The sequence below is a fragment of the Cupriavidus sp. GW822-FHT02D05 genome (assembly GCF_058802485.1).
The window spans coordinates 41,696-64,789 of record NZ_JBXAOE010000004.1 but is presented as its reverse complement, the minus strand read 5'-3'; the positions used below and the strand labels follow the sequence as shown (position 1 = coordinate 64,789).

Annotated in this window: 23 protein-coding genes; 12 read left to right on the top strand and 11 right to left on the bottom strand. The window is 66.1% G+C overall.

All coding sequences use genetic code 11. The annotated features are described in order from the left end of the window. Positions 1-46: 46 nt before the first annotated feature. The 4 genes from AC1RQK_RS06830 to AC1RQK_RS06815 form a co-directional block, all read right to left on the bottom strand. Positions 47-796 carry an SDR family oxidoreductase gene (locus AC1RQK_RS06830; protein ID WP_492808169.1) on the bottom strand — a complete coding sequence of 250 codons (750 nt, stop codon included), beginning with the start codon at positions 794-796 and terminating at the stop codon, positions 47-49. Between the two features lie 224 nt (positions 797-1,020). Next, positions 1,021-2,670, bottom strand: a complete 1,650-nt coding sequence (locus tag AC1RQK_RS06825; RefSeq protein WP_492808168.1) for an acyl-CoA synthetase — start codon at positions 2,668-2,670, stop codon at positions 1,021-1,023. Between the two features lie 159 nt (positions 2,671-2,829). After that, a complete protein-coding gene (locus AC1RQK_RS06820; protein WP_492808166.1) occupies positions 2,830-3,408 on the bottom strand; it encodes an SH3 domain-containing protein in 579 nt (192 codons plus the stop codon). Positions 3,409-3,484: 76 nt separating this feature from the next. Continuing rightward, entirely contained in the window at positions 3,485-3,652 is a 168-nt protein-coding gene (locus AC1RQK_RS06815) for a hypothetical protein (RefSeq protein WP_006164149.1), read from the bottom strand. Positions 3,653-3,846: 194 nt separating this feature from the next. Here AC1RQK_RS06815 and AC1RQK_RS06810 point away from each other — a divergent pair, with 194 nt between their 5' ends. Together AC1RQK_RS06810 and AC1RQK_RS06805 are read left to right on the top strand one after the other, a co-directional pair. After that, entirely contained in the window at positions 3,847-4,401 is a 555-nt protein-coding gene (locus tag AC1RQK_RS06810) for a YbhB/YbcL family Raf kinase inhibitor-like protein (protein ID WP_492370421.1), read from the top strand. Positions 4,402-4,835: 434 nt separating this feature from the next. Continuing rightward, complete coding sequence (locus AC1RQK_RS06805) at positions 4,836-6,041, top strand: NAD(P)/FAD-dependent oxidoreductase (RefSeq protein WP_492370592.1); 1,206 nt, start codon at positions 4,836-4,838, stop codon at positions 6,039-6,041. Positions 6,042-6,080: 39 nt separating this feature from the next. Here AC1RQK_RS06805 and AC1RQK_RS06800 read toward each other — a convergent pair whose 3' ends face one another. From AC1RQK_RS06800 to AC1RQK_RS06790, 3 genes are all read right to left on the bottom strand, one after another. Continuing rightward, entirely contained in the window at positions 6,081-6,620 is a 540-nt protein-coding gene (locus AC1RQK_RS06800; RefSeq protein WP_492808164.1) for an RrF2 family transcriptional regulator, read from the bottom strand. A gap of 121 nt (positions 6,621-6,741) precedes the next feature. Next, a complete protein-coding gene (locus tag AC1RQK_RS06795; RefSeq protein ID WP_492370419.1) occupies positions 6,742-7,536 on the bottom strand; it encodes an SDR family NAD(P)-dependent oxidoreductase in 795 nt (264 codons plus the stop codon). Positions 7,537-8,676: 1,140 nt separating this feature from the next. Continuing rightward, positions 8,677-9,714 carry an OmpA family protein gene (locus AC1RQK_RS06790; protein WP_492808162.1) on the bottom strand — a complete coding sequence of 346 codons (1,038 nt, stop codon included), beginning with the start codon at positions 9,712-9,714 and terminating at the stop codon, positions 8,677-8,679. Between the two features lie 214 nt (positions 9,715-9,928). Here AC1RQK_RS06790 and purT point away from each other — a divergent pair, with 214 nt between their 5' ends. Further along, positions 9,929-11,134, top strand: a complete 1,206-nt coding sequence (gene purT / locus AC1RQK_RS06785) for a formate-dependent phosphoribosylglycinamide formyltransferase (protein ID WP_416050970.1) — start codon at positions 9,929-9,931, stop codon at positions 11,132-11,134. Between the two features lie 44 nt (positions 11,135-11,178). On the opposite strand, the gene AC1RQK_RS06780 is transcribed toward purT, so the two are convergent. Beyond that, positions 11,179-11,571, bottom strand: a complete 393-nt coding sequence (locus tag AC1RQK_RS06780; protein ID WP_150984262.1) for a type II toxin-antitoxin system VapC family toxin — start codon at positions 11,569-11,571, stop codon at positions 11,179-11,181. Continuing rightward, on the bottom strand, positions 11,568-11,810 hold the full coding sequence (locus AC1RQK_RS06775; RefSeq protein ID WP_150984261.1) for an antitoxin: 243 nt from the start codon (positions 11,808-11,810) through the stop codon (positions 11,568-11,570). The genes AC1RQK_RS06780 and AC1RQK_RS06775 overlap by 4 nt, the downstream gene beginning before the upstream one ends. A gap of 158 nt (positions 11,811-11,968) precedes the next feature. Here AC1RQK_RS06775 and AC1RQK_RS06770 point away from each other — a divergent pair, with 158 nt between their 5' ends. Both AC1RQK_RS06770 and AC1RQK_RS06765 read left to right on the top strand, forming a co-directional pair. Then, a complete protein-coding gene (locus tag AC1RQK_RS06770; protein ID WP_492808160.1) occupies positions 11,969-12,667 on the top strand; it encodes an aspartate/glutamate racemase family protein in 699 nt (232 codons plus the stop codon). Positions 12,668-12,734: 67 nt separating this feature from the next. Then, positions 12,735-13,115 (top strand): DUF427 domain-containing protein, encoded by a 381-nt coding sequence (locus tag AC1RQK_RS06765; protein ID WP_492374391.1) that lies wholly within the window; start codon positions 12,735-12,737, stop codon positions 13,113-13,115. A gap of 62 nt (positions 13,116-13,177) precedes the next feature. On the opposite strand, the gene AC1RQK_RS06760 is transcribed toward AC1RQK_RS06765, so the two are convergent. Continuing rightward, complete coding sequence (locus tag AC1RQK_RS06760; RefSeq protein WP_492374392.1) at positions 13,178-13,942, bottom strand: GntR family transcriptional regulator; 765 nt, start codon at positions 13,940-13,942, stop codon at positions 13,178-13,180. A gap of 237 nt (positions 13,943-14,179) precedes the next feature. Between AC1RQK_RS06760 and AC1RQK_RS06755 the strand changes: the two genes are divergently transcribed. The 7 genes from AC1RQK_RS06755 (at position 14,180) to AC1RQK_RS06725 (ending at position 21,359) form a co-directional block, all read left to right on the top strand. Then, the gene (locus AC1RQK_RS06755; RefSeq protein ID WP_492374393.1) at positions 14,180-15,076 is read left to right on the top strand and encodes an isocitrate lyase/PEP mutase family protein; all 897 of its coding nucleotides are present in this window, start codon (positions 14,180-14,182) and stop codon (positions 15,074-15,076) included. A 2-nt stretch (positions 15,077-15,078) separates the two neighbouring features. After that, complete coding sequence (gene leuC, locus AC1RQK_RS06750; protein ID WP_492374394.1) at positions 15,079-16,479, top strand: 3-isopropylmalate dehydratase large subunit; 1,401 nt, start codon at positions 15,079-15,081, stop codon at positions 16,477-16,479. 2 nt (positions 16,480-16,481) lie between these two features. Further along, positions 16,482-17,108, top strand: coding sequence for a 3-isopropylmalate dehydratase small subunit (gene leuD / locus AC1RQK_RS06745; RefSeq protein ID WP_492374429.1), 627 nt, complete (start codon positions 16,482-16,484; stop codon positions 17,106-17,108). Then, positions 17,105-17,731 (top strand): YbhB/YbcL family Raf kinase inhibitor-like protein, encoded by a 627-nt coding sequence (locus AC1RQK_RS06740; protein WP_492808157.1) that lies wholly within the window; start codon positions 17,105-17,107, stop codon positions 17,729-17,731. Before leuD ends, AC1RQK_RS06740 begins: the two co-directional genes overlap by 4 nt. A gap of 58 nt (positions 17,732-17,789) precedes the next feature. Beyond that, a complete protein-coding gene (locus AC1RQK_RS06735; RefSeq protein WP_492808155.1) occupies positions 17,790-18,797 on the top strand; it encodes a Bug family tripartite tricarboxylate transporter substrate binding protein in 1,008 nt (335 codons plus the stop codon). Between the two features lie 72 nt (positions 18,798-18,869). Further along, the gene (locus AC1RQK_RS06730; protein ID WP_492808153.1) at positions 18,870-20,318 is read left to right on the top strand and encodes an MmgE/PrpD family protein; all 1,449 of its coding nucleotides are present in this window, start codon (positions 18,870-18,872) and stop codon (positions 20,316-20,318) included. A gap of 36 nt (positions 20,319-20,354) precedes the next feature. Continuing rightward, on the top strand, positions 20,355-21,359 hold the full coding sequence (locus AC1RQK_RS06725; RefSeq protein ID WP_492808151.1) for a Bug family tripartite tricarboxylate transporter substrate binding protein: 1,005 nt from the start codon (positions 20,355-20,357) through the stop codon (positions 21,357-21,359). 19 nt (positions 21,360-21,378) lie between these two features. Here the strand turns inward: AC1RQK_RS06725 and AC1RQK_RS06720 are convergent, their stop codons facing one another. Continuing rightward, positions 21,379-22,935: an MFS transporter gene (locus tag AC1RQK_RS06720; RefSeq protein WP_492808149.1), complete on the bottom strand. Its 1,557-nt coding sequence runs from the start codon at positions 22,933-22,935 to the stop codon at positions 21,379-21,381. Positions 22,936-23,094: the final 159 nt, after the last annotated feature.

Genomic DNA, 23,094 nt, shown 5'->3' with positions numbered 1-23,094 from the left:
CAGACAATTCAGCTAAGCCAGTTAAGCCAGTTAGGCCGCTCAAACCTCACAACTGGCTCATGCCGCCATCGACGATGATCTCCGTGCCGACGATGAACGCCGACTCGGTGGCCGAGAGATGCAGCACCGTTGCCGCGATTTCCTTCGCCTCGCCAAAGCGGCCGAGCGGGACCTGGCTCTTGATCTGGGCGGCTGTGTTGGCGAGGGTGTCGGCGTCCAGGCCGAGCTTGCCGTAGAGCGGCGTGCTCACAGGGCCCGGGCTGAGCACATTGACGCGGACTCCGCGCGGCAGCAGCTCGGCGGAGAGCGTCTTGGCCAGCGAGATGAGGCCGGCCTTGCTGGCCGCGTAGACCGCAGATGACGGCATGCCGATGTGCGCGTTGATGGAGCCGTTGAGCACAATCGATGCGCCTGGATTGAACAGCGGCGCCAGTGCCTGGATCTGGAAGAAGGGGCCCTTCACATTGGTATTGAAGGTCTGGTCCCACATCGATTCCTCGACATCCGACAACGGTGCGAACCTGGCGACGCCCGCGTTGATGAACACGGCATCGAGCTTGATGCCTTCATCGGTGAGGCGTTTTGCCAGCGCGCGGGCGGCGTCCACGGTGCCGGCGTCATTCTGGATGGCTAGCGCGTTGGCGCCCAGCGTGGGCTTGGCGGCCTCCAGCGTCGCGGTGTCCCGGCCCGTCACGATGACGCGCGCGCCCTCGGCGGCGAATGCCTGCGCGGTAGCCAGGCCCATGCCACTGTTGCCGCCAGTGACCAGTACGGTTTTGCCTTCGAAGCGATTCATGGTGTTCTCCTGAGAACGTGGTGTGGTGATGTGAATGGAGTATGGACAGCGCGGGACAATAAGCCATGCGAAAGAGTTAGCAATCTTGTTCGATAAGATTGGACGTCTTTGGCGGCCTGTCAAAAAGCGCTGCCAACCACACGCGGACTCGGGGGAAAGGAAAAAAGGGCGCTGCCAGGCAGCGCCCCCCATGTTTTGCCGCGTCAGCAGCCGTGCCGGCAACGTTACGCCTGCGTCTCGCGCTGCCGCGCCACTTCCTGGTTGCGCAGGATAAAGCGCTGGACCTTGCCGCTCGGCGTCTTCGGCAACTCGGGAACGAACTCGATTTCGCGGGGATAGGCGTGGGCCGCGAGGCGATTGCGCACGTGCAGGCGCAGTTCTTCGGCCAGCTCCGGGCTCGCCTTGTATTGGGGGCCGAGCACGACAAAGGCCTTGATCAGTTCGGTGCGTTCCGGATCGGGTTTGCCGATGACCGCGGTCTCGACCACCGCCGGATGCTCGATCAGCGCGCTCTCTACATCGAACGGGCCGACGCGGTAGCCGGAGGTGGTGATGACATCGTCGGCGCGGCCGATAAAGCTGATGCTGCCATCGGGGTTCAGCTCCGCGGTGTCGCCGGTCAGGTAATACTGGCCGACGAAGGCGCCGGTGGGCGTGCCGTGGTAGCCGGCGAACCAGGCCATCGGCGATTGCTGCATATCCAGCGCGAGCGTGCCAGGCTGGCCGGCCGGCAACTCGCGTGCGTTGTCGTCCAGCACCACCACGCGATGGCCCGGGCTGGCGAAGCCGGCCGCGCCCAGGTGCACCGGATGGCGCAGCGCGTGGTGATTGCACAGCACCATGCCGAGCTCGGTCTGGCCGTAGTGATCGTGGATGGTGACGCAGAGCTGGTCGGCGAACCAGCGGATCACTTCCGGATTGAGCGGCTCGCCCGCGCTGCTGACCGCGCGCAGCTTGCCGCGCAGCGGCCCGGCCACGGCCTGGCCCGCCGCGATCAGCAGGCGATAGGCGGTGGGCGAGCCGGCCAGGTTGGTGATGCCGTACTTGTCGATCATCCGGCATGTGCTCTCGATGCTGAACGGGCCGTCGTAGAACGTGGTGGGATGCCCCAGGGCCAGAGGCCCGGTCACCGCGTAGTACAAGCCATAGGCCCAGCCAGGATCGGCGAGGTTCCAGAAGGCATCCTCGGGGCGCAGGTCGACCGCGTCGCGCATATAGCCCGCGAACGCGGCCACGGCCTTGAGCGGCACCAGCAGCGGCTTGGCGGGGCCGGTGGTGCCGGAAGTGAACATCATCAGGAACGGATCGTCGCCGGTGCGCATGACCGGATCGAACCGGGCCGGTTGGCGGTCAAGCTCCGCCCAGAAGCTGAAATCTCCGCGCGCGATGCCGCGGCCTTTGGCGCCGCCAACGGTGAGTACGTCGGGGCAGTTCTCTACCTCATCGAGCTTGCCGCGATTGGTGCCGTCGGTGACCACCAGCCGGGCGCCTGAGGTTTGCAGCCGATGCTCGATGGCCTTGGGGCCAAAGGCTGTGAACAACGGCTGGTAGACCGCACCGGCGCGCCAGGTGCCCAGGATGGTGACAAGCAGCTCCGGCGTGCGCGGCAGCAGGCCAGCCACACGGTCGCCGGGGCCGATGCCCTGCGCCGCGAGGAAGTTGGCGAACTGCGCGGAGAGCTTCTGCAACTGGCTGAAGGTATAGGTCTCGCTGGTGCCGTCGCGGCTCTCCCAGAACAGCGCGATGCGCCCGGGCAGTGCATGGCGGTCGCAGCATTCGATGCAGGCGTTGATGGCATCGAGCTTGCCGCTCAGGCGCTCCGAGAGCGATGCCTCATAGGAAAAGCCGGCGATGGCCTCGGCGTAGTCGCGCATGGTGGTCTCCTGGTTTTCTTGTATGAATCGCAGCCGTCCGTATGGACAGCGGGTGCGCAAAATTCTGGGCCACACCGGCGTGCCCGGCAATGGCCAAAATTTCCAGGGTGGCTGAACCCGTTTGCCAGTGTGCGTCGCGAGGGCCGTTTGGGCGCGATGCTATCGGCCGCCGTGGCCACCATGGCCGCCGCCGCCACCGCCGTGACCACCGTGACCACCGTGGCCACCACCACCGCCGTGGCCACCACCACCGCCGTGACCGCCGCGACCACCGTGGCCACCGCCACCGCCGTGACCCGGCGGACGGCTGGGCGGATAACCACCAGGCGGGCGCACATGTACTGGCGGATAGCCCGGTCCCGGCCCATATGGCGGACGCTGCGCCCAGCGTCCCTGGTCGTGGTACCAAGGCCGCCCGCGATAGTAGTTACCCCAGTAGGAGCCGATGGAGAATGTGATGATGGGAAGGCCAATCACGGTGCCGTAGTTCAGCACAGGAACACTGCCGCCCTGATAGGCGTACCCAAGCTGCCCGGCATAGACCCAGCCACGCAGGTTAGGCAGCGCCACGTCGCACCATGTGTACTGGCTGACGCACCCCATCACCGTGAGCGGCACGCCGCCGGACAACTGCGCCACCACCGGGTAATCCGGTGCGGGTCCGGCACGCAGGTTAACGGGGGCGGTGGTAAAGGCTTGGGCAGGCTGCGCAAGCGCCACACCGGGCGCGGCCAGCAATGCGGTGATTCCTGCTAGAACGCACTTAACAGCCACTCGGCGCATCAAGGCCTCCGCGGCCGCTGTTGATTGCGGTTTACCCCACCACGTGCCAAGGCGAGACGGAGAACGCCACCATCAGAACGGAAACGATGGCGGGTGCACCGTATTTGATCGCGAGCGATTGGGAGAGTGTGCCGAGCAAGACATAGAGGCACACCAAGCCGATCGCGCACATGAACACAAGGCTTTGATAATCTTGCATAGATGTCTCCTTTAGTCGTTATATTTTTAACGTTATTTCTAATGACATCGTCCGTACTTAGGTACTTAGCAACAGCCTTGAGCACGATCAAGCCCATATTAAGTCTGGTCAATCGTGAATGCCAGAGGGTATACGCGCACCTTCCTTTGCGTGTGCCGAATACATTCCACTCATTCCATCGGAGCGAGACACAAATGAATCTCATCAGAACACGCTTCGCGTCGCTGGCTGGCGCACTGGTTTTGGGCTGCATTGGCACGGCATATGCGGCAGGCATGCAAGTGTCGTCCGCATCGTTCGCGGATGGGGCGACGATCCCTACGCTGCACGGCAACAATACGTCCGATTGCGGCGGCAAAGGCGTGTCGCCGCAGGTGTCGTGGTCGAATCTTCCCGCCGGCACCAAGTCCATCGCGGTGCTGCTACTGGATCCTGACGGCAATATGGGATTAGGCAATTCGCATTGGGTTGCCTACAACATCGCCGCCGATCGCGGTCAGTTGAAGGAAGGCGAGGGACAGGCCGATGGCCATGGCATCACCGTTGGCAAGAATGTCCGGGGCGAGCCGATTTATCGAGGACCTTGTCCGCAAGCTGGTGATGCGCCGCATCATTATGTGTTGACCGTCATCGCCACAGACCTTGCGCCAACCGCGCTGCCGCCCGGCCTGAACAGGGACGAACTGATGCAGGCGCTAAAAGGCCATGCGCTTGGCGGCCAAAGCGTCATTGGAAGATATGCGCGCTAAAAAGGTGGCGTATCTCATTGAGCGCACCTTTCATGAACAGGAGGCTACGGGCATCAGGCCATCAACAATAACGCTCGGAAATAGCCCGCGGCAATTGCCACAAAAGCAATACACCATGACCCGCCACGCTGGCGTTGCGCGAGTGTTGCCCGCGCGGTGCCCGCCATCACAGGGCTGCAACCAACGCCAACACCGCCACCACCACTAACGCGCCAACGTGATGTCGAACATCACGCAATGATGCTTGGCGCGCTCGATCCCCTCGCTATGATTTCGTGCTGCTGCTGCGGGCAAGGCGCATCGTCGCCGCGTGCGGCGAACTCGCCGTTGGCAACGCGTGCCGTAAAAAATCCCTTTAGTTATGATCCGGCGCGTCGCACGGCGTGCCAGGCCCGGCAGCATGAACGCTTGCGTAAATTCAGAGGAGTTGCATGGTGGCCAAACGTATCCTGATAGTTGGCGCCGGTTTCGCCGGTATGTGGAGTGCCCTGAGCGCGGCGCGCCTGATCGATCTGCATGGCCAGAAGGATGTGGAGATCGCACTGATCGCGCCTCAGCCGGAACTGCATGTGCGTCCGCGCTTCTATGAGGCAGGCGCTGCGCGGATGAAGGCGCCGCTGCGCGACATCTTCAATGCGGTTGGCGTCAGGTTCATCCAGGGCACCGTCGAGCGGATCCATGCGGACCGCAATGAAGTCGAGGTGGTTGGCGTCGATCAAGCGAGGTCCACGCTGTCCTATGACCGCCTCGTGCTCGCTACGGGCAGCCGCCTGGTCCGCCCGCAGATCCCGGGCTTGGACAAGCATGTGTTCAGCGTGGACCAGATCGATGAGGCGGCCGAGCTGGAGGCGCATATCAAGCGCCTTGCCGATCATCCGGCATCGGCCGCGCGCAATACCATTGTGGTGGCCGGTGGCGGCTTCACCGGCATCGAGACCGCGGCCGAAATGCCGGCGCGCCTGCGCGAAGCGCTGGGCGAGGACGCCGTGGTGAACGTCATCGTGGTCGATCGCAATGACGAGGTGGCCGCCGAGCTCGGCGCCGGCCCGCGTCCCGTCATCACGCAAGCGCTTGAAGAGCTTGGCGTGACCTGGCGGCTAGGCGCGTCGGTGGCGTCGGTCGACGAGAACGGCCTGACCACGGCGGACGGCGAGCGCATCGATGCCAAGACGGTGATCTGGACGGCCGGCGTGCGCGCCAGCGCGCTCACGCAGCAGATTCCCGCGCAGCGCGATGCATTCGGCCGCTTGCATGTGGACAGCAACCTGCGCGTCAAGGGCGTGGATGCCGTGTTCGCCACCGGTGATGTCGCTTATGCCGCCACGGACGATGACGGCAACTATGCCGCGATGTCGTGCCAGCACGCGATGAACCTTGGCCGCTCGGCGGGGCACAACGTTGCCGCGGATCTGCTCGGCCTCGCACCGATCCCCTACCGCCAGCCGCGGTACGTCACCTGCCTGGACCTGGGCCCGTGGGGCGCGGTCTACACCGAGGGCTGGGAGCGTGAAGTCAAGCTCGTTGGCGCGGACGCCAAGGCGCTGAAGGGCCGGATTAATTCCGAATGGATCTATCCACCCAGCGCCGATCGCGCGCAGGCACTGGCCGCGGCCAATCCCGATCGCACCGTGGTAGCGTAAATCCGCTGCGTTGGCTGGCCGGAATCGCGCTCGCCGAGCCTAGTCTTTGTCTGCCGTATCGCGCTCGCCGCGCCGGTGGGTGGCGCGGTCGGCGAGCCATCGCACTACGTGCGGGCCGAAGTTGGCTGGCGCCTTGACGAGGGTCCGCTCGGCGAGATCCGCGAGCGTGTGATTGGCCAGTTCCTGCCGCATGGCCTTTTGTGCCGCCTGCATGACGGCATCGATGGAGCAGGTGCCACGGGTGGCCCAGGCGGGCGGCGATGCATCGAACAGCGCGCAGCGCTCGCGGATCTCGCGGCAGTCGAACAGCGCCTTGTCGCCGTCGATAGCTTGCACGACATCCATGACCGTGATCTTTGCCGCCGGCCGCGCCAGCGAGAAGCCGCCGCGAATGCCTTCAGTGGCCACGACCAGGTTGGCCTTGGCCAGCTTGGTGAACAATTTGGCGAGGTATTCGGCAGGGACGCCCTGCAGCTCGGCCAGGTCGCGCACGCTGGCTTCCTTGACGCTTGCCGTCGGGGCGGCGAGGAACAGGAGGCAGTGCAGTCCGTATTCGACGCCCGTGCTGATGTGGGACATGGCTTAACTAAGATAGATTGAATCGTAGTTCAGCCTATGCAGATTCAGTGCGAAGCGCAAGCGTCGGGAACGGCCAGCAGGCGCGGCCGCATGGCCACGCAAGGAAGGCTGCGCACAGGACTCAGGCGATCGTATCCACGACCCCGCCGTCCACGCGCAATGCGGCGCCGGTGGTGGCCGAGGCTTGCGGGGAGCAGGCATAGACGATCATGTTGGCGACTTCTTCGACGCTGGCGGCACGCTGGATGATCGAGGTGGAACGGTGTGTTTTGACGAAGTCCGCAGCCACGGTTTCGGCGGATTGCCCCGAGCTTGCAATGGCATCCTTGAGCATGTCGGTGACGCCCTCTGACAGCGTGGGGCCTGGCAGCACCGCATTGACGGTCACACCGGTACCGGCAAGCCGCTTGGCCAGCCCGCGCGAGACCGCGAGTTGCGCGGTCTTGGAAAAGCCGTAGTGGATCATGTCGGCGGGGATGTTCAGTGCCGATTCCGACGAGACGAACACGATCCGTCCCCATTTACGCTCGGCCATGGAGGGCGCATAGGCCCGCGACAGCCGCACGCCCGACATGACGTTGGTTTCGAAGAAGCGGGTCCATTCGCTGTCGGGCGTCTCAAAGAAGTCCTGCGGCTGGAAGATGCCAAGGTTATTCACCAGCACATCCACCCGGGGATGCGCCGTCACCAGGCGGGCGCAGACCTCGGGGTCGGCAAGGTCGCCGACGAAACCCGTCACGTCAGCGCCGGCAACAGCGGCGCGCAACGCTTGCAGGGCCTTGTCCACCGTGGCCTCGCTGCGCCCGTTGACGATGACGCTGGCACCCGCGCCAGCGAGTCCCTTGGCCGTTGCGAAGCCGATGCCGGCGGTGGATCCTGAAACAAGGGCGATCTTGCCCGTGAGATCAATTTTCATGGCCATTCCTGGTTATGGCTGGTTAGCCCGGTAGGGAGGCCTGCCGAGCGCAGGCCGACTGACCTAGTGTATTGGCTCCATGGATTTCGGCAAGGCCCGTCGCTTAGAGGCCATTTCCAAAAGATGCTGGCGTCGTTGCGCGGCCTTGGCCGATCCACTTGTACTTGAGGTAAGGGGGTAAGGGGGGCGATGTTGGTTTTTGGACCCAACAGCCATACGACATCCCCCTGCGGGGGCTGCCGGTCACTCTTCTTTGCGTCGGCAAAGAAGACTAACGAGAAGAAAGCCGACCCTGCCGGGAGCAGAGCAATAAGGCTCTCGAATATCGGTGGTTTCGTCGTATGGCCCTGAGTGCCGACGGGCTTCTGCCGGTACCGGCTTGACTGACCACGAACCTGCCGGCCTCCGGGATTCGTGGTGCGGCCCCCGGTAGCAGACATCACTTGCTTCAAGCCGTCTGTCGCTCGCGCAGTGGCCGGCCACGAAGTTGCAGGCGCACCGGTTCCGTCGTGGGCGCGGTGGCACCGGGTTGATATGCTCAAAACCCTGACCACCGCGCCCGCCCCACCACGAAACCATTGACGGGCGATGTGTCGTGGCGGTCCGCACCGGTAACGGCAGATTGGCGAATGGGCAAGGATTCCGCTACCGGGGGCCGCACTACGAATCCCGGAAATGGGCAGCGTCGTGGTCAGTCAATCCGGTACCGGCAGATGCCAATAGAACCGCTGGCCATACGACGAAACCAGCACCCTGCGCACCCGCGATTGCTCTGCGCCCGGCAGGGTCGGCTTTCTTCTCGTTAGTCTTCTTTGCCGACGCAAAGAAGAGTGACCGGCAGCCCCCGCAGGGGGATGTCGTATGGCTGTTGGGTCCAATAACCAACGCCGCCCCGAAACGTAACGACACCCCCCAAAGCCCCCTTTTGCCGGGGCTTGGATTGCGGCCGTGCTCCCGCACGATGAAGGCGCTGCCGCGACGCTGCCATCCGGCAAGAATCCCCCGGGTGCAGAAGTTGCGATCGGCGATCCACAGTTCGGCCGGCTGGGCCGATGCGAGCAAAGTCTCCACATTGACTCTGGTTTCTGTTCGAGAACACGGAGGGTGTCCTAATTTTCGTCACCTTGAAAGGGGTGCCTCTCAGGTGGCCACGCGTACCAGTTCCACGCGCCGGTTCTTGCCGCGGCCTTCCTCGCTGGCATTGTCGGCAATCGGCTTGCTGGCGCCAAAGCCCTCGGCACGCACGCGGGACTTGTCGACGCCCTTGGCAATCAGTGCGGCGGCTACGGCTTCGGCGCGCTTCTTGGACAATTGCTGATTGTGTTTTTCATCGCCGACATTGTCGGTATGCCCATCGATCGACAGCTTCAGCGTAGGCGCCTTGTCCAGGAGCTTGCCGATTTCGTCGATGACCGGCTGGTCGTCCTGGCGGATGGCCGCCTTGTCGGTATCGAAATTCAGGTAGAGCGCGATATGGCCCTTTTCATCGAGTGCCTTTTGCATGTCGTCGGCCTTGACCAGGCCCACCACGGTCTTCATCTGGCCTTCCGTGACCGTGATGATCTGGGTGTAGCCGCCACCGACAAACAGGCCGATCCAGACGTTGCCTTCCGGCTTGCGGATCAGGTAGTAGTCATAGCTGTCGGGGCTCATCGCCACGCGCATCTTGTTGACGATCAGGTCGCCCAGGTCGTTGTTGTTCTGGGCCAGCATGGCGGGGTTGGTCGGCAGCATGGCGCTGACCTTGACGCTGCCCAGCGCCTTGATGACCGCTTCGTAATTGCGTTGCGCGGCGAGGTCGGAAAGCTTCGCGTCCGAGTTCATGAAATGCCGGTTTTCGTAGCGTCCTTCGACCGGCAGGAGCTGGCTGCCGGCGATCACGTAGATGCGGTCGAATTCGGAGCTTTTGACAAACTTGTGGCCGTCGATCAGCCCGCTTGGCCAGTCGATATAGGGGAAGGGCGGCAGCTCGGCAGTGGACATCGGCACGCTTGCGATATCGAACCTGGCGGCGGCCGGAACTGCGGCTGATGCGGTGGCAGGAGCCGGTGACGTGGCCGCGGGAGCCGCGGCCTGATCGCTGGCCGGCGCAGTTGTATCGTGTTTTTTCTTGCAGCCCGACAGCGCGAGTACGCCGACGAATGCAACGGTACAGCCGACTTTCAACCATGCTTGCATATTGTCCGATCCGTGTATGTTCAAGTCGATGAAGCCCGACTCATCGGTAAATTCGCTGAGCCGGATTCTACGCGGGGTTGGTGTCAATGCCGCGCCGATGTGGCGAAAGCCTCACCGGCCTCGCATGCCTCCCGGGCCGGCTTGCCGGCCTGCCTGGGCGCGCTCTTTCGGTCCACGTACAATCGCTGTTTTTACTTGATCCCAAGGGTCCCACATGACCACTATCGGCACCCCTCTCTCGCCTGGCGCGACCAAAGTCATGCTGCTGGGCTCCGGCGAGCTCGGCAAGGAAGTCCTGATCGCGCTGCAACGCCTCGGCGTTGAAACGATTGCGGTGGACCGCTATGCCGATGCGCCCGGCCAGCAGGTGGCGCACCATGCGCGCACTATTTCCATGAGCGACCCGGACCAGCTCAAGGCGCTGATCGAGGCCGAGAAGCCGGACCTGGTGGTGCCGGAGATCGAGGCCATTGCCACGCAGATGCTGGAGACGCTGGAAGCCGCCGGCGTGGTGCGCGTCATCCCCACGGCGCGCGCGGCGCGCCTGACCATGGACCGCGAAGGCATCCGCCGCCTGGCCGCGGAGACGCTCGGCGTGCCCACCAGCCCCTACAAGTTCTGCGACTCGCTGGAAGAGCTGCAGGCCGCCATCGATAGCGGCATCGGCTACCCGTGCGTGGTCAAACCGGTGATGAGCAGCTCCGGCAAGGGCCAGAGCAAGATCGACGGCCCCGCGGACGTCAAGGCCGCATGGGACTACGCCATGGCCGGTGGCCGTGTCAGCCACGGCCGCGTGATCGTGGAAGGCTTCATCGACTTCGACTACGAAATCACGCTGCTGACGGTGCGCGCGATCGGCGCCGACGGCCAGGTGGAAACGCAGTTCTGCGAGCCGATCGGCCACGTGCAGGTCAGCGGGGATTACGTGGAAAGCTGGCAGCCGCATCCGATGCATCCGGCCGCGCTGCAAAAATCCCAGCAGATTGCGCAGGCCGTCACCGCCAACCTGGGTGGGCAAGGCCTGTTCGGCGTGGAACTGTTCGTCAAGGGTGAGCAGGTCTGGTTCAGCGAAGTCAGCCCGCGTCCGCATGACACCGGCATGGTGACCATGATCACCCAGTGGCAGAACGAGTTCGAGCTGCACGCGCGCGCCATTCTCGGCCTGCCGGTCAGCACCGCGCTCAAGAGCCCGGGCGCCAGTGCGGTGATCTATGGCGGCGTGGATGCCAAGGGCGTAGTGTTCGACGGCGTGGATGAGGCGCTGCGCGTGCCGCAGACCGAGCTGCGCTTGTTTGGCAAGCCAGAGAGCTTCACCAAGCGCCGCATGGGCGTGGCGCTGGCGTACGACGCCGATGTGGAAGCGGCCCGCGTGCGCGCCAAGGATGCGGCGGGACGTGTGAAGCCGCGCGTGGCAGGCTGAGCGTATTGCGCGAGGAGGGAGAGAGCCCGCGCGCGCGCTCGGTATCAGCCCTCCCAATCTTCGACGCGCAGGCCAGGTACGCGTTGAAACTCGCGGGTGTTGTGGGTGACAAGTGTCAGGGCTCGGGCGCGGGCCTGGCCCGCAATCAGTACATCGTAAGGGCCAATTGGTGTACCGGCTGTGGCTAGCGCCGCTCGCAACTCACCGGCGTGACGCGCATCTTCGCGGTCGAAATCCAGCACCTCGAATTGCAACCCTTCGACCCGAGCGAGGTTTTCCGTGGCGCGTTGGCTCTTGAACGCGCCATAGAATAGCTCGTGCGCCACAATGGCCGGGATGCCGAAATCTTGCGGCTGGTGTTGCCGCAATCGATTCAGAAAGCCTGCGTGACCTCTCAGGAGTGCAATGACGGCATTGCTGTCGAGCAGGAATTTCACTTAAAAAAATCCAGTTCTGGCCGGCTCTGATCTGCGGGCTGTTCGCTTGCCGCCTGCGCGAAGTCTTCGTCCAGCGGGCCGACGATGGGATCCAGCCACGCCCAATCGCTGGCAATAGGCTCCAGGATGACGGCGTTGCCATGGCGGCGAATGCGCACCTCGCTTGCCTCGAAACGGAAGTCTTTCGGCAAGCGTACGGCTTGTGATCGCCCAGACCAGAAGATTTTCGCGGTATCCATGCCGCACTCCTGTTGAGTGAGATATGCCAAAAGTATATGCCGGAGTGCCGAGGCGTTCAATAGCGATTAGTGATTTATGATGCCTATTGATTGGCCTCTACCAGCCGAATTCGTTCAGACACTGCATTCCCCGATCACATCGCATGGAGCCAACCGTCATGACCCTGCATATTGGCATTGTTGCCTGCTCCGCCGAAGGCGCCGCGCTTTGCTACCGGACCATCTGCATGGAGGGCGCGCGGCTGCTCGGGCCGCATGCGCATCCCGAGATATCCATGCACACCCCGTCGCTTGCCGAGTACGTCAAGCACCTGGATCGCGGCGACTGGCAGGCCGTAGGTGAGTTGATGCTCACCTCTGCCAGGAAGCTCGCTGGCATGGGCGCGGATTTCCTGATCTGTCCCGACAACACCATTCACCAGGCGCTGCCGTACGTGGTGGCGCGTTCGCCGCGGCCCTGGCTGCATATTGCCGAGGTGGTCGCCGAGAGCGCGGCGGCGCGCGGCTTCACCCGCCTGGGCCTGACGGGAACGCGCTGGCTTGTCGACAGTGAGGTCTACCCCGAAAAGCTTGCCGCGCGCGGGCTCGGCTTCATGCGGCCGGACCCCGCCGAGCGCGATGAAATCAATCGCATCATCATGGACGAACTGGTGGGCGGCATCGCCACCCCGGAAGCACTCACTTACTTCCAGCGGGTTATCGGGCGGATGAAGTCACAGGGTTGCGATGCGGTTGTGCTCGGCTGCACGGAAATCCCGCTGATCGTAAACGATGCCAACTCGCCACTGCCGACGCTGGATTCCACGCGGCTGCTGGCGCAGGCGGCACTGCGCAGGGCGGTGCAAGGCGCATCTTGATGCCGGGCAAGCTGGCGCGTTCACGCGTAGTATTGGCGGGCCCTGCAACACATCAGGAAGCCCAGCCATGACCAGCAAGCCCATCAAGATCCCGGGGCCCGATCATCCGATCGTGATCGAGGCAAACCCCGCGCGCGTCGTCGTGGCGCTCGGCGGCGTCGTCATTGCCGACACCCGCAGCGCGCTCACGCTGCGCGAGGCATCCTACCCGGCGGTGCAGTACATTCCGCGCAAGGATGTCGATATGTCACTGCTGGCCCGCACGGACCACGCCACCTACTGCCCGTACAAAGGCGAGTGCGCTTACTACAGCATCCCCGCGGGCGGTGAGCGATCGGTCAATGCGGTGTGGACTTACGAGGCGCCGTATGCCGCCGTCGAGGCCATCAAGGACCACGTGGCTTTCTACCCCAGCCGTGTCGATGCCATCGAGCAGCAGCAGGGCTAGCCAGTGAACGCCAGGGCCGCGCGCCTGGCCAGAACCGCTTCGCTTCATGTTGAAACGGCCTCTTAGCCGCGTGGCACGTCATGGACGAACTGCCCGGCGCTTAGCGTGTTGACCTTGTCGCCCGAGATATCCATCAGGATGCGGCTGCGTTCCGGGGACATATACACCGTGATGTACTGGACCGGCCGCGACTCCGGGTCATGCAGCAGGCGCACCAGCTTGAGCAGCGGCGCGCCAACCTCCGTGCGCAGCCAGCCCGCGTAGGCGGGGTCGGCCGCCTGGGCCGTGATTTCCTGCACCACGCGGCCGAATTTCACCCCCTGCGCCATCAGGATCTCGTAGAGCGCGTGCTTGCGCAGCGCCGCTGCCGACACGCGCTTGCCCAGCGCGGCGGGAACCCATGCATCCGTCAGCATCACCGGCGTGCCCTTGATGCTGCGCAGGCGCAGCGCGTGCACGGCTTGTTCGCCCGGGGTGAGTTGCAGCAGTTGGGCAATGTCCGCCGGCGGCACGGCAGTGGTCACCTCAAGGACCTCGACGTCCGTCTCCAGTGCTGCTTTGCGCAGGCCGTCGATCACGCTAAGGCTCGGGCTGCTGCGCCCCGCCGGCATGTCCGCTCGCACAAAGGTGCCAAGGCCATGGCGCCGCTCCACCAGCCCCAGCGCCGCCAGCTCGGATAGCGCCCGCCGCACCGTGATGCGCGAGACGCCAAAGCGCTCGCACAGTGCTTCTTCTTTCGGCAAAGCCCCCGTTTCCGCATAGACGCCGCGCGTGATTTCATCGCGCAGCACGAGAAAGAGCTGCCGGTGCAGTGAGGTACCGGGCATATGGCCCAGCGTAGAAGGGGAGTCGGTCGTGCGCGGCATGAGGTGACGGTTTAGTGGCGTGGGCAGCATAGCACAACGGTCCAGCGGCGAATTTCCCGATTCTTGACGGAACCGGTAAGTTGTATCTAGAATATAAACACATAAACACAGGGTGACGGTAGACAACCCGTTCCCCTCCGCGCTGATGCTCACTCCGTACGCATTCCGTCACCCACCGCAAGCACACAGGACCCGTCCATGACCCTCGCAGCTATCCTTCGCCAGCGCCTGCAGGTGCCCGGCATGATCATCGCGCCCGGCGCTTACGACGCCATCGGCGCGCGCCTGATCGAGCAGGCCGGCTTCTCCGCTTGCTACATGACTGGCGCCGGCACGTCGGCGGCGCGCGGCTTCCCCGATTTCGGCCTGCTGACGATGAGTGAGATGGTTGAAAACGCCGCGGTGATGGCGCGCTCCGTGTCGATCCCGCTGATTGCCGACGCCGACACCGGCTACGGCAATCAGCTCAACGTCACCCGCACCGTGCGCGAGTACGAGGCCCGTGGCGTGGCGGCGATCCATATCGAGGACCAGGTTGCGCCCAAGCGTTGCGGCCATCTGGATGGCAAGGAGGTGGTTTCGCGCGTGGAGTTCGTCTCCAAGATCCGCGCGGCGGTGCAGGCGCGCCGCATGCCGGATTTCGTCATCATCGCGCGCACCGATGCGCGCGCCATGCTCGGGCTGGAAGAGGCTATCTGGCGCGCCAACGCCGCACTGGAAGCTGGCGCGGACCTGGCCTTCGTGGAAGCCACGCAGACCATCGAGGAAGTCGCGGCAGTGCCGCGGCTGGTGCGCGGCCCTTGCCTGCTGAACGTGGTGCCCGGCGGCCGCACGCCGATCTTCGACCTGCGCGAGGCCGAGGCCATGGGCTATAAGCTGGCCATCCTGCCGGGCCTGATGCTCAAGGCCGCGATCCAGGCGGGCGACGAAGCGCTGGCCGAGCTCAAGGCCACCTTTACCGCGCCAGGCGTGTCGGCCAGCGTGGGGCAGACCTTCCGGCGCTTCGGCGCTGATGAATGGGATAGCCTGCGCCAGCGCTTCAATGCCGGCGAGCGCGCCACCAACCCCGACGCGCCGGCAAGCGCAAAGGCTTGACGATGGCGCGCACTCTCTTTGACAAGCTCTGGGACGCGCATGTGGTGCGCGAACTCGGCGATGGCTGGGCGCTGCTGCACATCGACCGTCACTTGCTGCACGATCTTTCCGGCCCGCCGGCGCTGGCCGAGGTGGCGGCACGCGGCTTGCCGCTACATGATCCGGCGCTGGTGTTCTCCACGCCGGACCACGCCGTCTCCAGCCAGCCCGGGCGCGATGGCAATACCCATGTGCCGGGCGGGCGCCTGTGGTCTGCGCTGCGCGAGCGCTCGGCCGCGGCGGGTGTGACGATGTTCGACCTTGGCCAGCCGGGGCAGGGCATCGTCCACGTGATGGGCCCAGAGCTTGGCATCGTGTTGCCCGGCCTGACGGTCATCTGCGGCGACAGCCATACCTGTACCAATGGCGGCCTGGGCGCGATGGCCTTCGGCGTGGGCTCGTCCGAGAGCACGCACGCGCTTGCCACGCAGACGCTGCGCCAGCAAAAGCCGCGGCGCATGCGCATCCGATGCGACGGCGTGCTGGCCGAGGGCATCACCGCGAAGGATCTGGCGCTGCATATCATCGGCCGGCTCGGCGCGGCGGCTGGCGGCGGCTATGCCATCGAGTTTGCCGGCACGGCCATCGAAGCGCTGGAAGTGGAAGGGCGCCTGACGCTGTGCAACCTGAGCGTGGAACTGGGCGCGCGCTTTGGCATGGTGGCGCCCGATGCGCGCACCATCGAATGGCTGCGCGGCCGCCCGTATGCGCCCACCGGCGCGCAGTTCGACGTCGCGGCCGAGTACTGGCGCACGCTCGCCACCGATGCCGGTGCCGCGTTCGATCGCGAAGAGGTGATCGACGCCGCCGCCGTGGCGCCCACCATCACGTGGGGCACCAGCCCCGAGCACGCGATGGCGATCGACGGGCACATCCCCGATCCGGCCGCCGCCAGCGACCAGGCGGCCAGTGCCGCCATTGGCGCCGCGCTGGATTACATGGGCCTGGCACCCAATGCCCCCATCGCCGGTACGCCGGTGGACTGGGTCTTTATCGGCTCCTGCGCGAACTCGCGCCTGTCCGACCTGCGCGCAGCGGCCGCCGTGGCGCGCGGGCGGCGTGTGGCCCCGGGCGTGACCGCCTGGGTGGTGCCGGGCTCGGAGAACGTCAAGCGCGCGGCCGAGGCCGAGGGGCTGCGCGCCGTGTTCGAGGATGCGGGCTTTGCCTGGCGCGAGCCCGGCTGCAGCATGTGCGTGGCCGCCAACGGCGAGCAGGTGCCGCCCGGGCAGCGCTCGGTCTCCACCTCCAACCGCAATTTTGTCGGGCGTCAGGGGCCAGGCGCCCGCACCCATCTTGCCAGCCCCGCGATGGCCGCCGCCGCTGCGGTCACAGGCTGCATTGCCGACGTACGGAAACTCACATGACCATGCAACCCTTTACGGTCGTAACGGGCGCTGCCGTGCCGCTGTTGCGCGCCAACATCGACACCGACGTGATCATCCGCATCGAGCGGCTCACCGCGTTGCCGCGCGAGCAACTCGGCCCCTACGCGCTGGAAGCGCTGCGCTACCGCGCCGATGGCAGCGAGGACCCGGGCTGCGTGTTCAACCAGCCGGCGTTTCGCGGCGCGCCGGTACTGCTGGCCGGCGCCAACTTTGGCTGCGGATCCTCGCGCGAGGGCGCGGTGTGGGCGCTGATGGGCCTGGGCGTGCGCTGCGTGATCGCGCCGAGCTATGGCGATATCTTTTACAACAACTGCTTCCAGAATGGCGTGCTGCCGATCCAGCTCACCGCCGAAACGGTGCAAGCGCTGGCCGCGCAATGCGCAAGCGGCGCGCCGGTGCGGGTGGACCTGGCGAGCGCCACGCTGACCGCGCCCGATGGCGCGATCGTCGCGTTTCCCGTCGACCGGCTGCGTCGTGAAGCCCTGCTGCACGGGCTGGACGATATCGGCCTTACGCTCAAGGACGACGCGCTGATCCGTGCCTGGCAGCAAGCCGATCGCACCCGCCGGCCCTGGGCCTGGACGGTGCGCCGGCAAGACGTGGCATGAACGCCCGGTTGCAGCATCCACTGTTGCTGCGCGCAGCCGGCCTGCTGCTGCGCGGACGCCACGCGGGCGATGGCAGCCTGGCTTGCAGCGACGCCGTGCTGGGCGCATTGCCCCACACGCTGGCGCTGCACAGCGCGTCGTTTGCCGATCACGGCGCGATGCCCGTGCGCCACGCGGGTGCGAGCGTGGGCGCCAACTGCTCGCCTGCGCTGGCCTGGACGGGATTGCCGGCAACGGCCACGCACTGGCTGTTGATGGTCGAGGATCCGGATGTGCCGCTGGCTTCCGCCATCGTGCACGCGCTTGCCTGGGGCCCGGCCTCGGTCGGCGCGCTGGCCGAAGGCGCGCTGTCGCGCGCGCCGCTGCCGGGCGGCGTGACGCTGGCCGTCAACGGGCTGGGCCATGCAGCTTACGACGGCCCCCGGCCCCTGCCGGGACACGGGCCACATCGCTACGTGTTCCAGCTGTTCGCGCTTGCCGCCGAGCCGCCAGCCGGTCTTGCGCGCGAAGCGCTGATGGCGTGGCTGCGCGCGCATGCCATCGCGCAGGGCCGGCTCGATGGCGTGTTCCAGCGCGACTGGCGTGGCCGGCCGCTGACTCCAGCGAGCGTCGCGCCGGCTTGAGTGCTCGCACGGCTAGCCGGAAACACCACGGGTTACCACTAAAAAATACGGAGACAACATGCCATCCCTGATCCAACGACAAACCAGGCGCCGAGCCGTCGGCCCGCTCGCCATCGGCGCGACACTGCTGTCGGCCGGCACGCTAGCCGCCGCCAGCCCTACTGCCAGCCTCGGCGCATGGCGCCCGGACCGTCCGGTCACACTGGTGGTCCCCTATAGCGCCGGCGGTGGTACGGACGCCACCGCGCGCGCGGTGTCCAAGCCGCTTGGCGTGCTCTGGGGCCAGCCGGTGGTGGTGGAGAACCTGCCGGGCGCCGACGGCCTGATTGGCACGCGGCGCGTGATGGAGGCGAAGCCCGATGGTTATACCCTGCTGCTGCAGGTGCCGGCAATCGTGGCCACCAGGTACACGCCCGGGTTCAAGGGTGTCGACCCGTTGGCGCGGCTCGACCCCATCACGGCGATTTCGCAGTCGCCCGCCGCAGTGGTAGCCAGCGCCAAGCTGCCCGTGAAGACGTTCGCGGAACTCGTGCAGTACTGCAAGACCGTAGCCAAGACCTGTTCGCTTGGCACCGGCGAAAGTCTAGCGCGCATCTCCGGCAAGCAACTGGCGGCGGAGGCGGGCTTGCCTAACCTCATTGTCGTCAACTACCGTGGCACTGGCGCCATCGTCACGGACCTGATCGCCAACAACGTCAACCTGGCGTTCACCGGCATCACTGCCGCGCTGCCGCACTACAAGGCGGGCACGCTGAAGATCCTTGCCACGCAGGGGCGCAAGCGCGCCGCCGCGCTGCCTGATGTGCCTACCACGGCCGAGGCCGGTTACCCGCAGTTCCAGTCGGTCACCTGGTATGGCCTGTTCGCGCCCAAGGGCACCCCGGCGGCGATCACGCAGGGCATTGTCGCCGCGCTGCGCGAGGCCGTGAAGGATCCGGAGGTGCAACGGACCGTCGCCGCCGCGGGCGCCGAGCTGGTGGTGAATTCGCCTGCCGAGTTTGCCGCGCAGGTACGCCAGGAAAGCGAGCGCCTGGGGGTGCTGGTCAAGCAGTATCCATTCGAGTAGGGGGACCTGACTGCCAGCCGACTGCGCCAGTCTCCACGTAGCCTCACGTAACGCCACATAGACAGACACACCATGCAAAACCAGGATCAGAATCAGAACGCCGCACCCATGCCGCCAACCGATCCCGACGGGCCCACCGGCAGGCTCGCCCAATGGCTGGCCGCCTTCCGGCTGGAGCAAGCCAGCGCCACCGCGCGCGAGCGCGCCAAGGCGCTCACGCTGGACGGCATCGGCTGTGCCATCGTCGGCGCGCAATTGCCGTGGTCGCGCACCGCCGCCAACATCGTCCGCCAGATGGAGGGGCAGGGGGACCGCACCATCGTCGGCTGGGGGGCGCGCACCAGCGCGCCGGGCGCCGCGCTGCTCAATGGCACCTTTATCCAGGGGTTTGAGCTTGACGACTACCATCCGCTCGGGCCGCTGCACAGCGCCTCGCTCGTGCTGCCCGCGCTGTGGGCCGCATCCGAAGGCGAGAGCCGCGTGTGCGGGCGGCGCTTCCTGGAGGCGGCCATGGCCGGCTATGAGGTGGGCCCGCGCGTGGGCATGGCCCTGCACGGCGCGCAGATGTTGTCGCGCGGCTGGCATTCCGGATCGGTGTTCGGCACGCATGCAGCCGCCGCCGCGGTGGGCAAGCTGCTGGGGCTCGACGCCGCGCGTTTTGAGGATGCGCTGGGGTTGGCCGGCACGCAGTCGGCCGGGTTGATGGCGGCGCAGTACGAGGCCATGTGCAAGCGCATGCACCACGGCTTCGCCGCGCGCAATGGGCTCTACGCGGCGGTGCTGGCGGCGGGCGGCTACACCGGCATCAAGCGCGTGTTCGAGCGCGAGTACGGCGGCTTTCTCTCGACGTTCGGCGAAGGGCATGCGCCGGACGCCGCGCAGATCACCGATGGCCTGGGCGAGCGTTGGGAAGTCGAGCGCATCGTCATCAAGCCGTACGCGGCCATGGGTGGCATCCACGCGCCGCTCGATGCGCTGTTCGACGTGGGCGCGCAGCGCGCGCTCAAGGCACGGGAGATCGCCGCTATCGAGGTGGATGTGTCGCATGCCGTCTATCACCATGGCTGGTGGGTGCCGCAGCGGCCGCTGACGCCAATCGGCGCGCAGATGAACATCGGCTACGCGCTTGCGGTAGCGGTGCTGGACGGCGCGGCGCTGGTGCCGCAGTTCGCGCCGGCGCGCATCGATGCCGACGATGTCTGGGCGCTGCTGCCGCGTATCGCCGTGCGCCACGATCCCGCCTTCGACGCAGGCGGGCAACGGGCACGCGGGCGCGTGCGTCTGGCCGTGACCTTCACCGACGCTCAGCGCATCGAGGTCAATCGTACGGCATCGCGCGCCATCGAAGCGCCGCAATCGAGCGACGAAGTGGCCGCGAAGTACAGGGCCCTGACGGACGGGTTGATTGCGCCGCAGCGGCAGCAAGCCATCGAGCGCATGGTGCGGGATCTTGAGCAGCTCGACGATGTGCGCGACTTGCTCGCCCTGCTTGCGCCGCCGGTGGGCTGCGCGTTCGACTGAGTGCCTGCCGTCAACAAAGAACACCAGGAGTGAGACATGACCCAACGAATCCCCCGGCGTGCCGTGCTGGCCCGGATGGCAGCATGCGCGATGCTGGCCCTATCCAGCCTTTCGGCCGTTGCGCAGGCGCACTGGCCGGACAAGCCGATCCGCCTGGTGCTGCCATTCTCGGCCGGCGGCCCGGGCGACATCACCACGCGGCTGATCGCGCAGGCGCTTGGCCGGCAGCTGGGCCAGACCGTGATTGTGGACAACAAGCCGGGCGCCGGCGGCATCATCGGCGCGGAGTTTGTCGCCAAGAGCCCGCCCGATGGCTATACGCTGCTGATCGCCGGCAATGGCGCGGTCGCCAACGCGTTGTTGCGCGCGAAGATGCCCTACGCCGACGGCGACCTCGTTCCTGTGGTCAGCACCAATGCGGCGCCGTCGGTGATGGTGGTGGGCGCCGGTGCCTCGCGCAAGGACATCAAGGACATCAAGGACCTGAAGGCGCTGCAGGCCTACGGCAAGGCCAAGGGTGGCATCACGTTCGGCACCGCCGGCGCCGGCAGCACCGGGCATTTCGCGGCGGAGATGGTGGAGACCGCGCTCGGCGTGCCAGTGACACTGGTGCACTACAAGAGCGGCTCGGAAACGCTTAACGCGGTCATTGGCGGGCAGATCGACCTGGCGTCCGAAGCCCCGGTTGGCGTGCTCGGCTTCCTGCGCGGCGGCAAGCTGCGCGCGCTGGCGGTGACCGACGACAAGCGCGCGCAGGCGTTGCCGGACGTGCCCACCACGGCGGAGCAAGGCTTTGCAGGCATCCGCATGGAGCACTGGGGCGGCATCTATGCGCCCAAGGGCACGCCGGCGCCGATCCTGGACCGCATCGCGCAAGCCACGCAGGCCGCGTTCCAGAGCGATGACGGCCTGCGCGCGCAGTTCGAGACCTATGGCTACCGCCCCGTGTCGGGCACGCGGATGGAGTTCACGCGTTTTGTGCAGGACGAGAAGCAGCGCCTTGGCAAGATCGTGCACGACGCGCACATGACGATCGATTGAGTGGTTGGCACGGCGCGCTTTAGCGGCGCGCCGGCACTTCCACACGCACCGCCTGGTGCGCCGGCGATTCGTCCTTCATCAGCAGGCGCACCAGGACGGCGCTGAGCAGTGCAACCCCGGCGGCCACGCAAAGAATCCAGGCGAAGCCATCCGCGAAGGCGGTGCGCGCAAGCGGTTCCAGCACGCTGCGCAGCGGGGCTTGCACATCGGCCATCGCGCCGTGCAGGTCGCCGGCAACCACGCGCGGGATGATGTGTGCGGCCAGGCCGGGCACTATCCCCGAGCTTTCCTCATGCGCATGCAGCGCCGTGTCGAATGTGGCCTGGGTACGGTAGGCGAGCAGGCCCCCGAGCAAGCCGAAGGACAGCACGATCGCGCTGAACCGCGTGGTGGTGCTGATGCCGGACGCCATGCCGGAGCGCTCGCGCGGCATGCAGGCCATGATGTTCTTCTGCGTATCGCCGTTGAGCAGGCCCGCGCCGCTGCCGGTGACAGCAATGGCCAGCGCGAAAGGCAGGTAGGACATGGTGACGGCCGCCCACGCGCTCAGCAGGTTGCCGAGGCCGACCAGCACGAGCCCGAACACCAGCATCGACGGCGCGTCCAGCCGTCCCGACAGCCGCACGCCGATGCGCGGAAAGATCAGCATGGTCAGCGCAAACGGCAGCATGGCGGCACCTGAGGCGATCGCCGAGAACCCGAGGCCCGTTTGCAGATATAGCGGGATCAAGGTCATCATCACCTGGGCGCAGGCGGCATAGGCGGCCATGCCGAGCAACGCGCCGATCAGGCGCGGATTGCGCAACAGCGTGAGATCCACCATGGGCCGGCGCTGGATGCGCTCCACGCCGATAAACAGCGCGAAGAGCACGGCGCCGCCGGCCAGCCGCATCTGGGTGTGCGTATCGCCCCAGCCAATGCGGTTGGCCTCGATCAGGGCCCAGATCATCAGGAACAGGCTGCCGCAAAAGCATAGCCCGCCCCACAGGTCGATGCGCGCCGCGCCCGTGTCGCGCGACTCCGCGATATGCCGCAGCACCATGGCGCCCAGCACGATGCCGACCGGCAGGTTCAGCAGGAACACCCAGCGCCATCCCAACGCCTGGCTGATGACGCCGCCAAGGCCGGGCGCTACCAGCATGGCCACACCCATGCACGCGCCCCAGAAGGCCCACGCCCGGGCGCGCTCGCGCTCATCGTGAAAGGCGTGCGCGATGGTCGCCAGCGCGGAGGTTAGCAGCATGGCCGCGCCCACGCCCTTGACGGCGCGCGCCAGGTTCAGCGCCAGGCTGCTCCCCGCCAGGCCGCAGCCCAGCGAGGCCAGCATGAAGACCGCCAGGCCGGTCAGCAGCATGCGCTTGCGGCCGAACTTGTCGGCCAGGCTGCCCGCGGGCAGCAGGCCGCCGGCAAAGGTCAGCATGTAGGCGCTGACCACCCACTCGATATCGGAGAACGTGGCATGCAGGTCGCTCGCGATGCGCGGCAGCGTGACAGCCACGATGTTGGTGTCCAGGACGATCAGCGCGCAGGCGCCCGAGGCGGTCAGCAGCGCGGCGCGCGAGTTCATGCCGCTCATGCCGGCTCCCGCTCATACTGCCCTGCCGGCGATATTGCCTGAGATGAAATAAATCCGGATGTGCCGTGCCCGGCGGGCTGTGGGTGCCGCTTTGTCTTGTGCCGCATGTCGTCGCTTCCTGTCGCATTCCTTGATTGGATGCGGGCTAGGATACGGCGG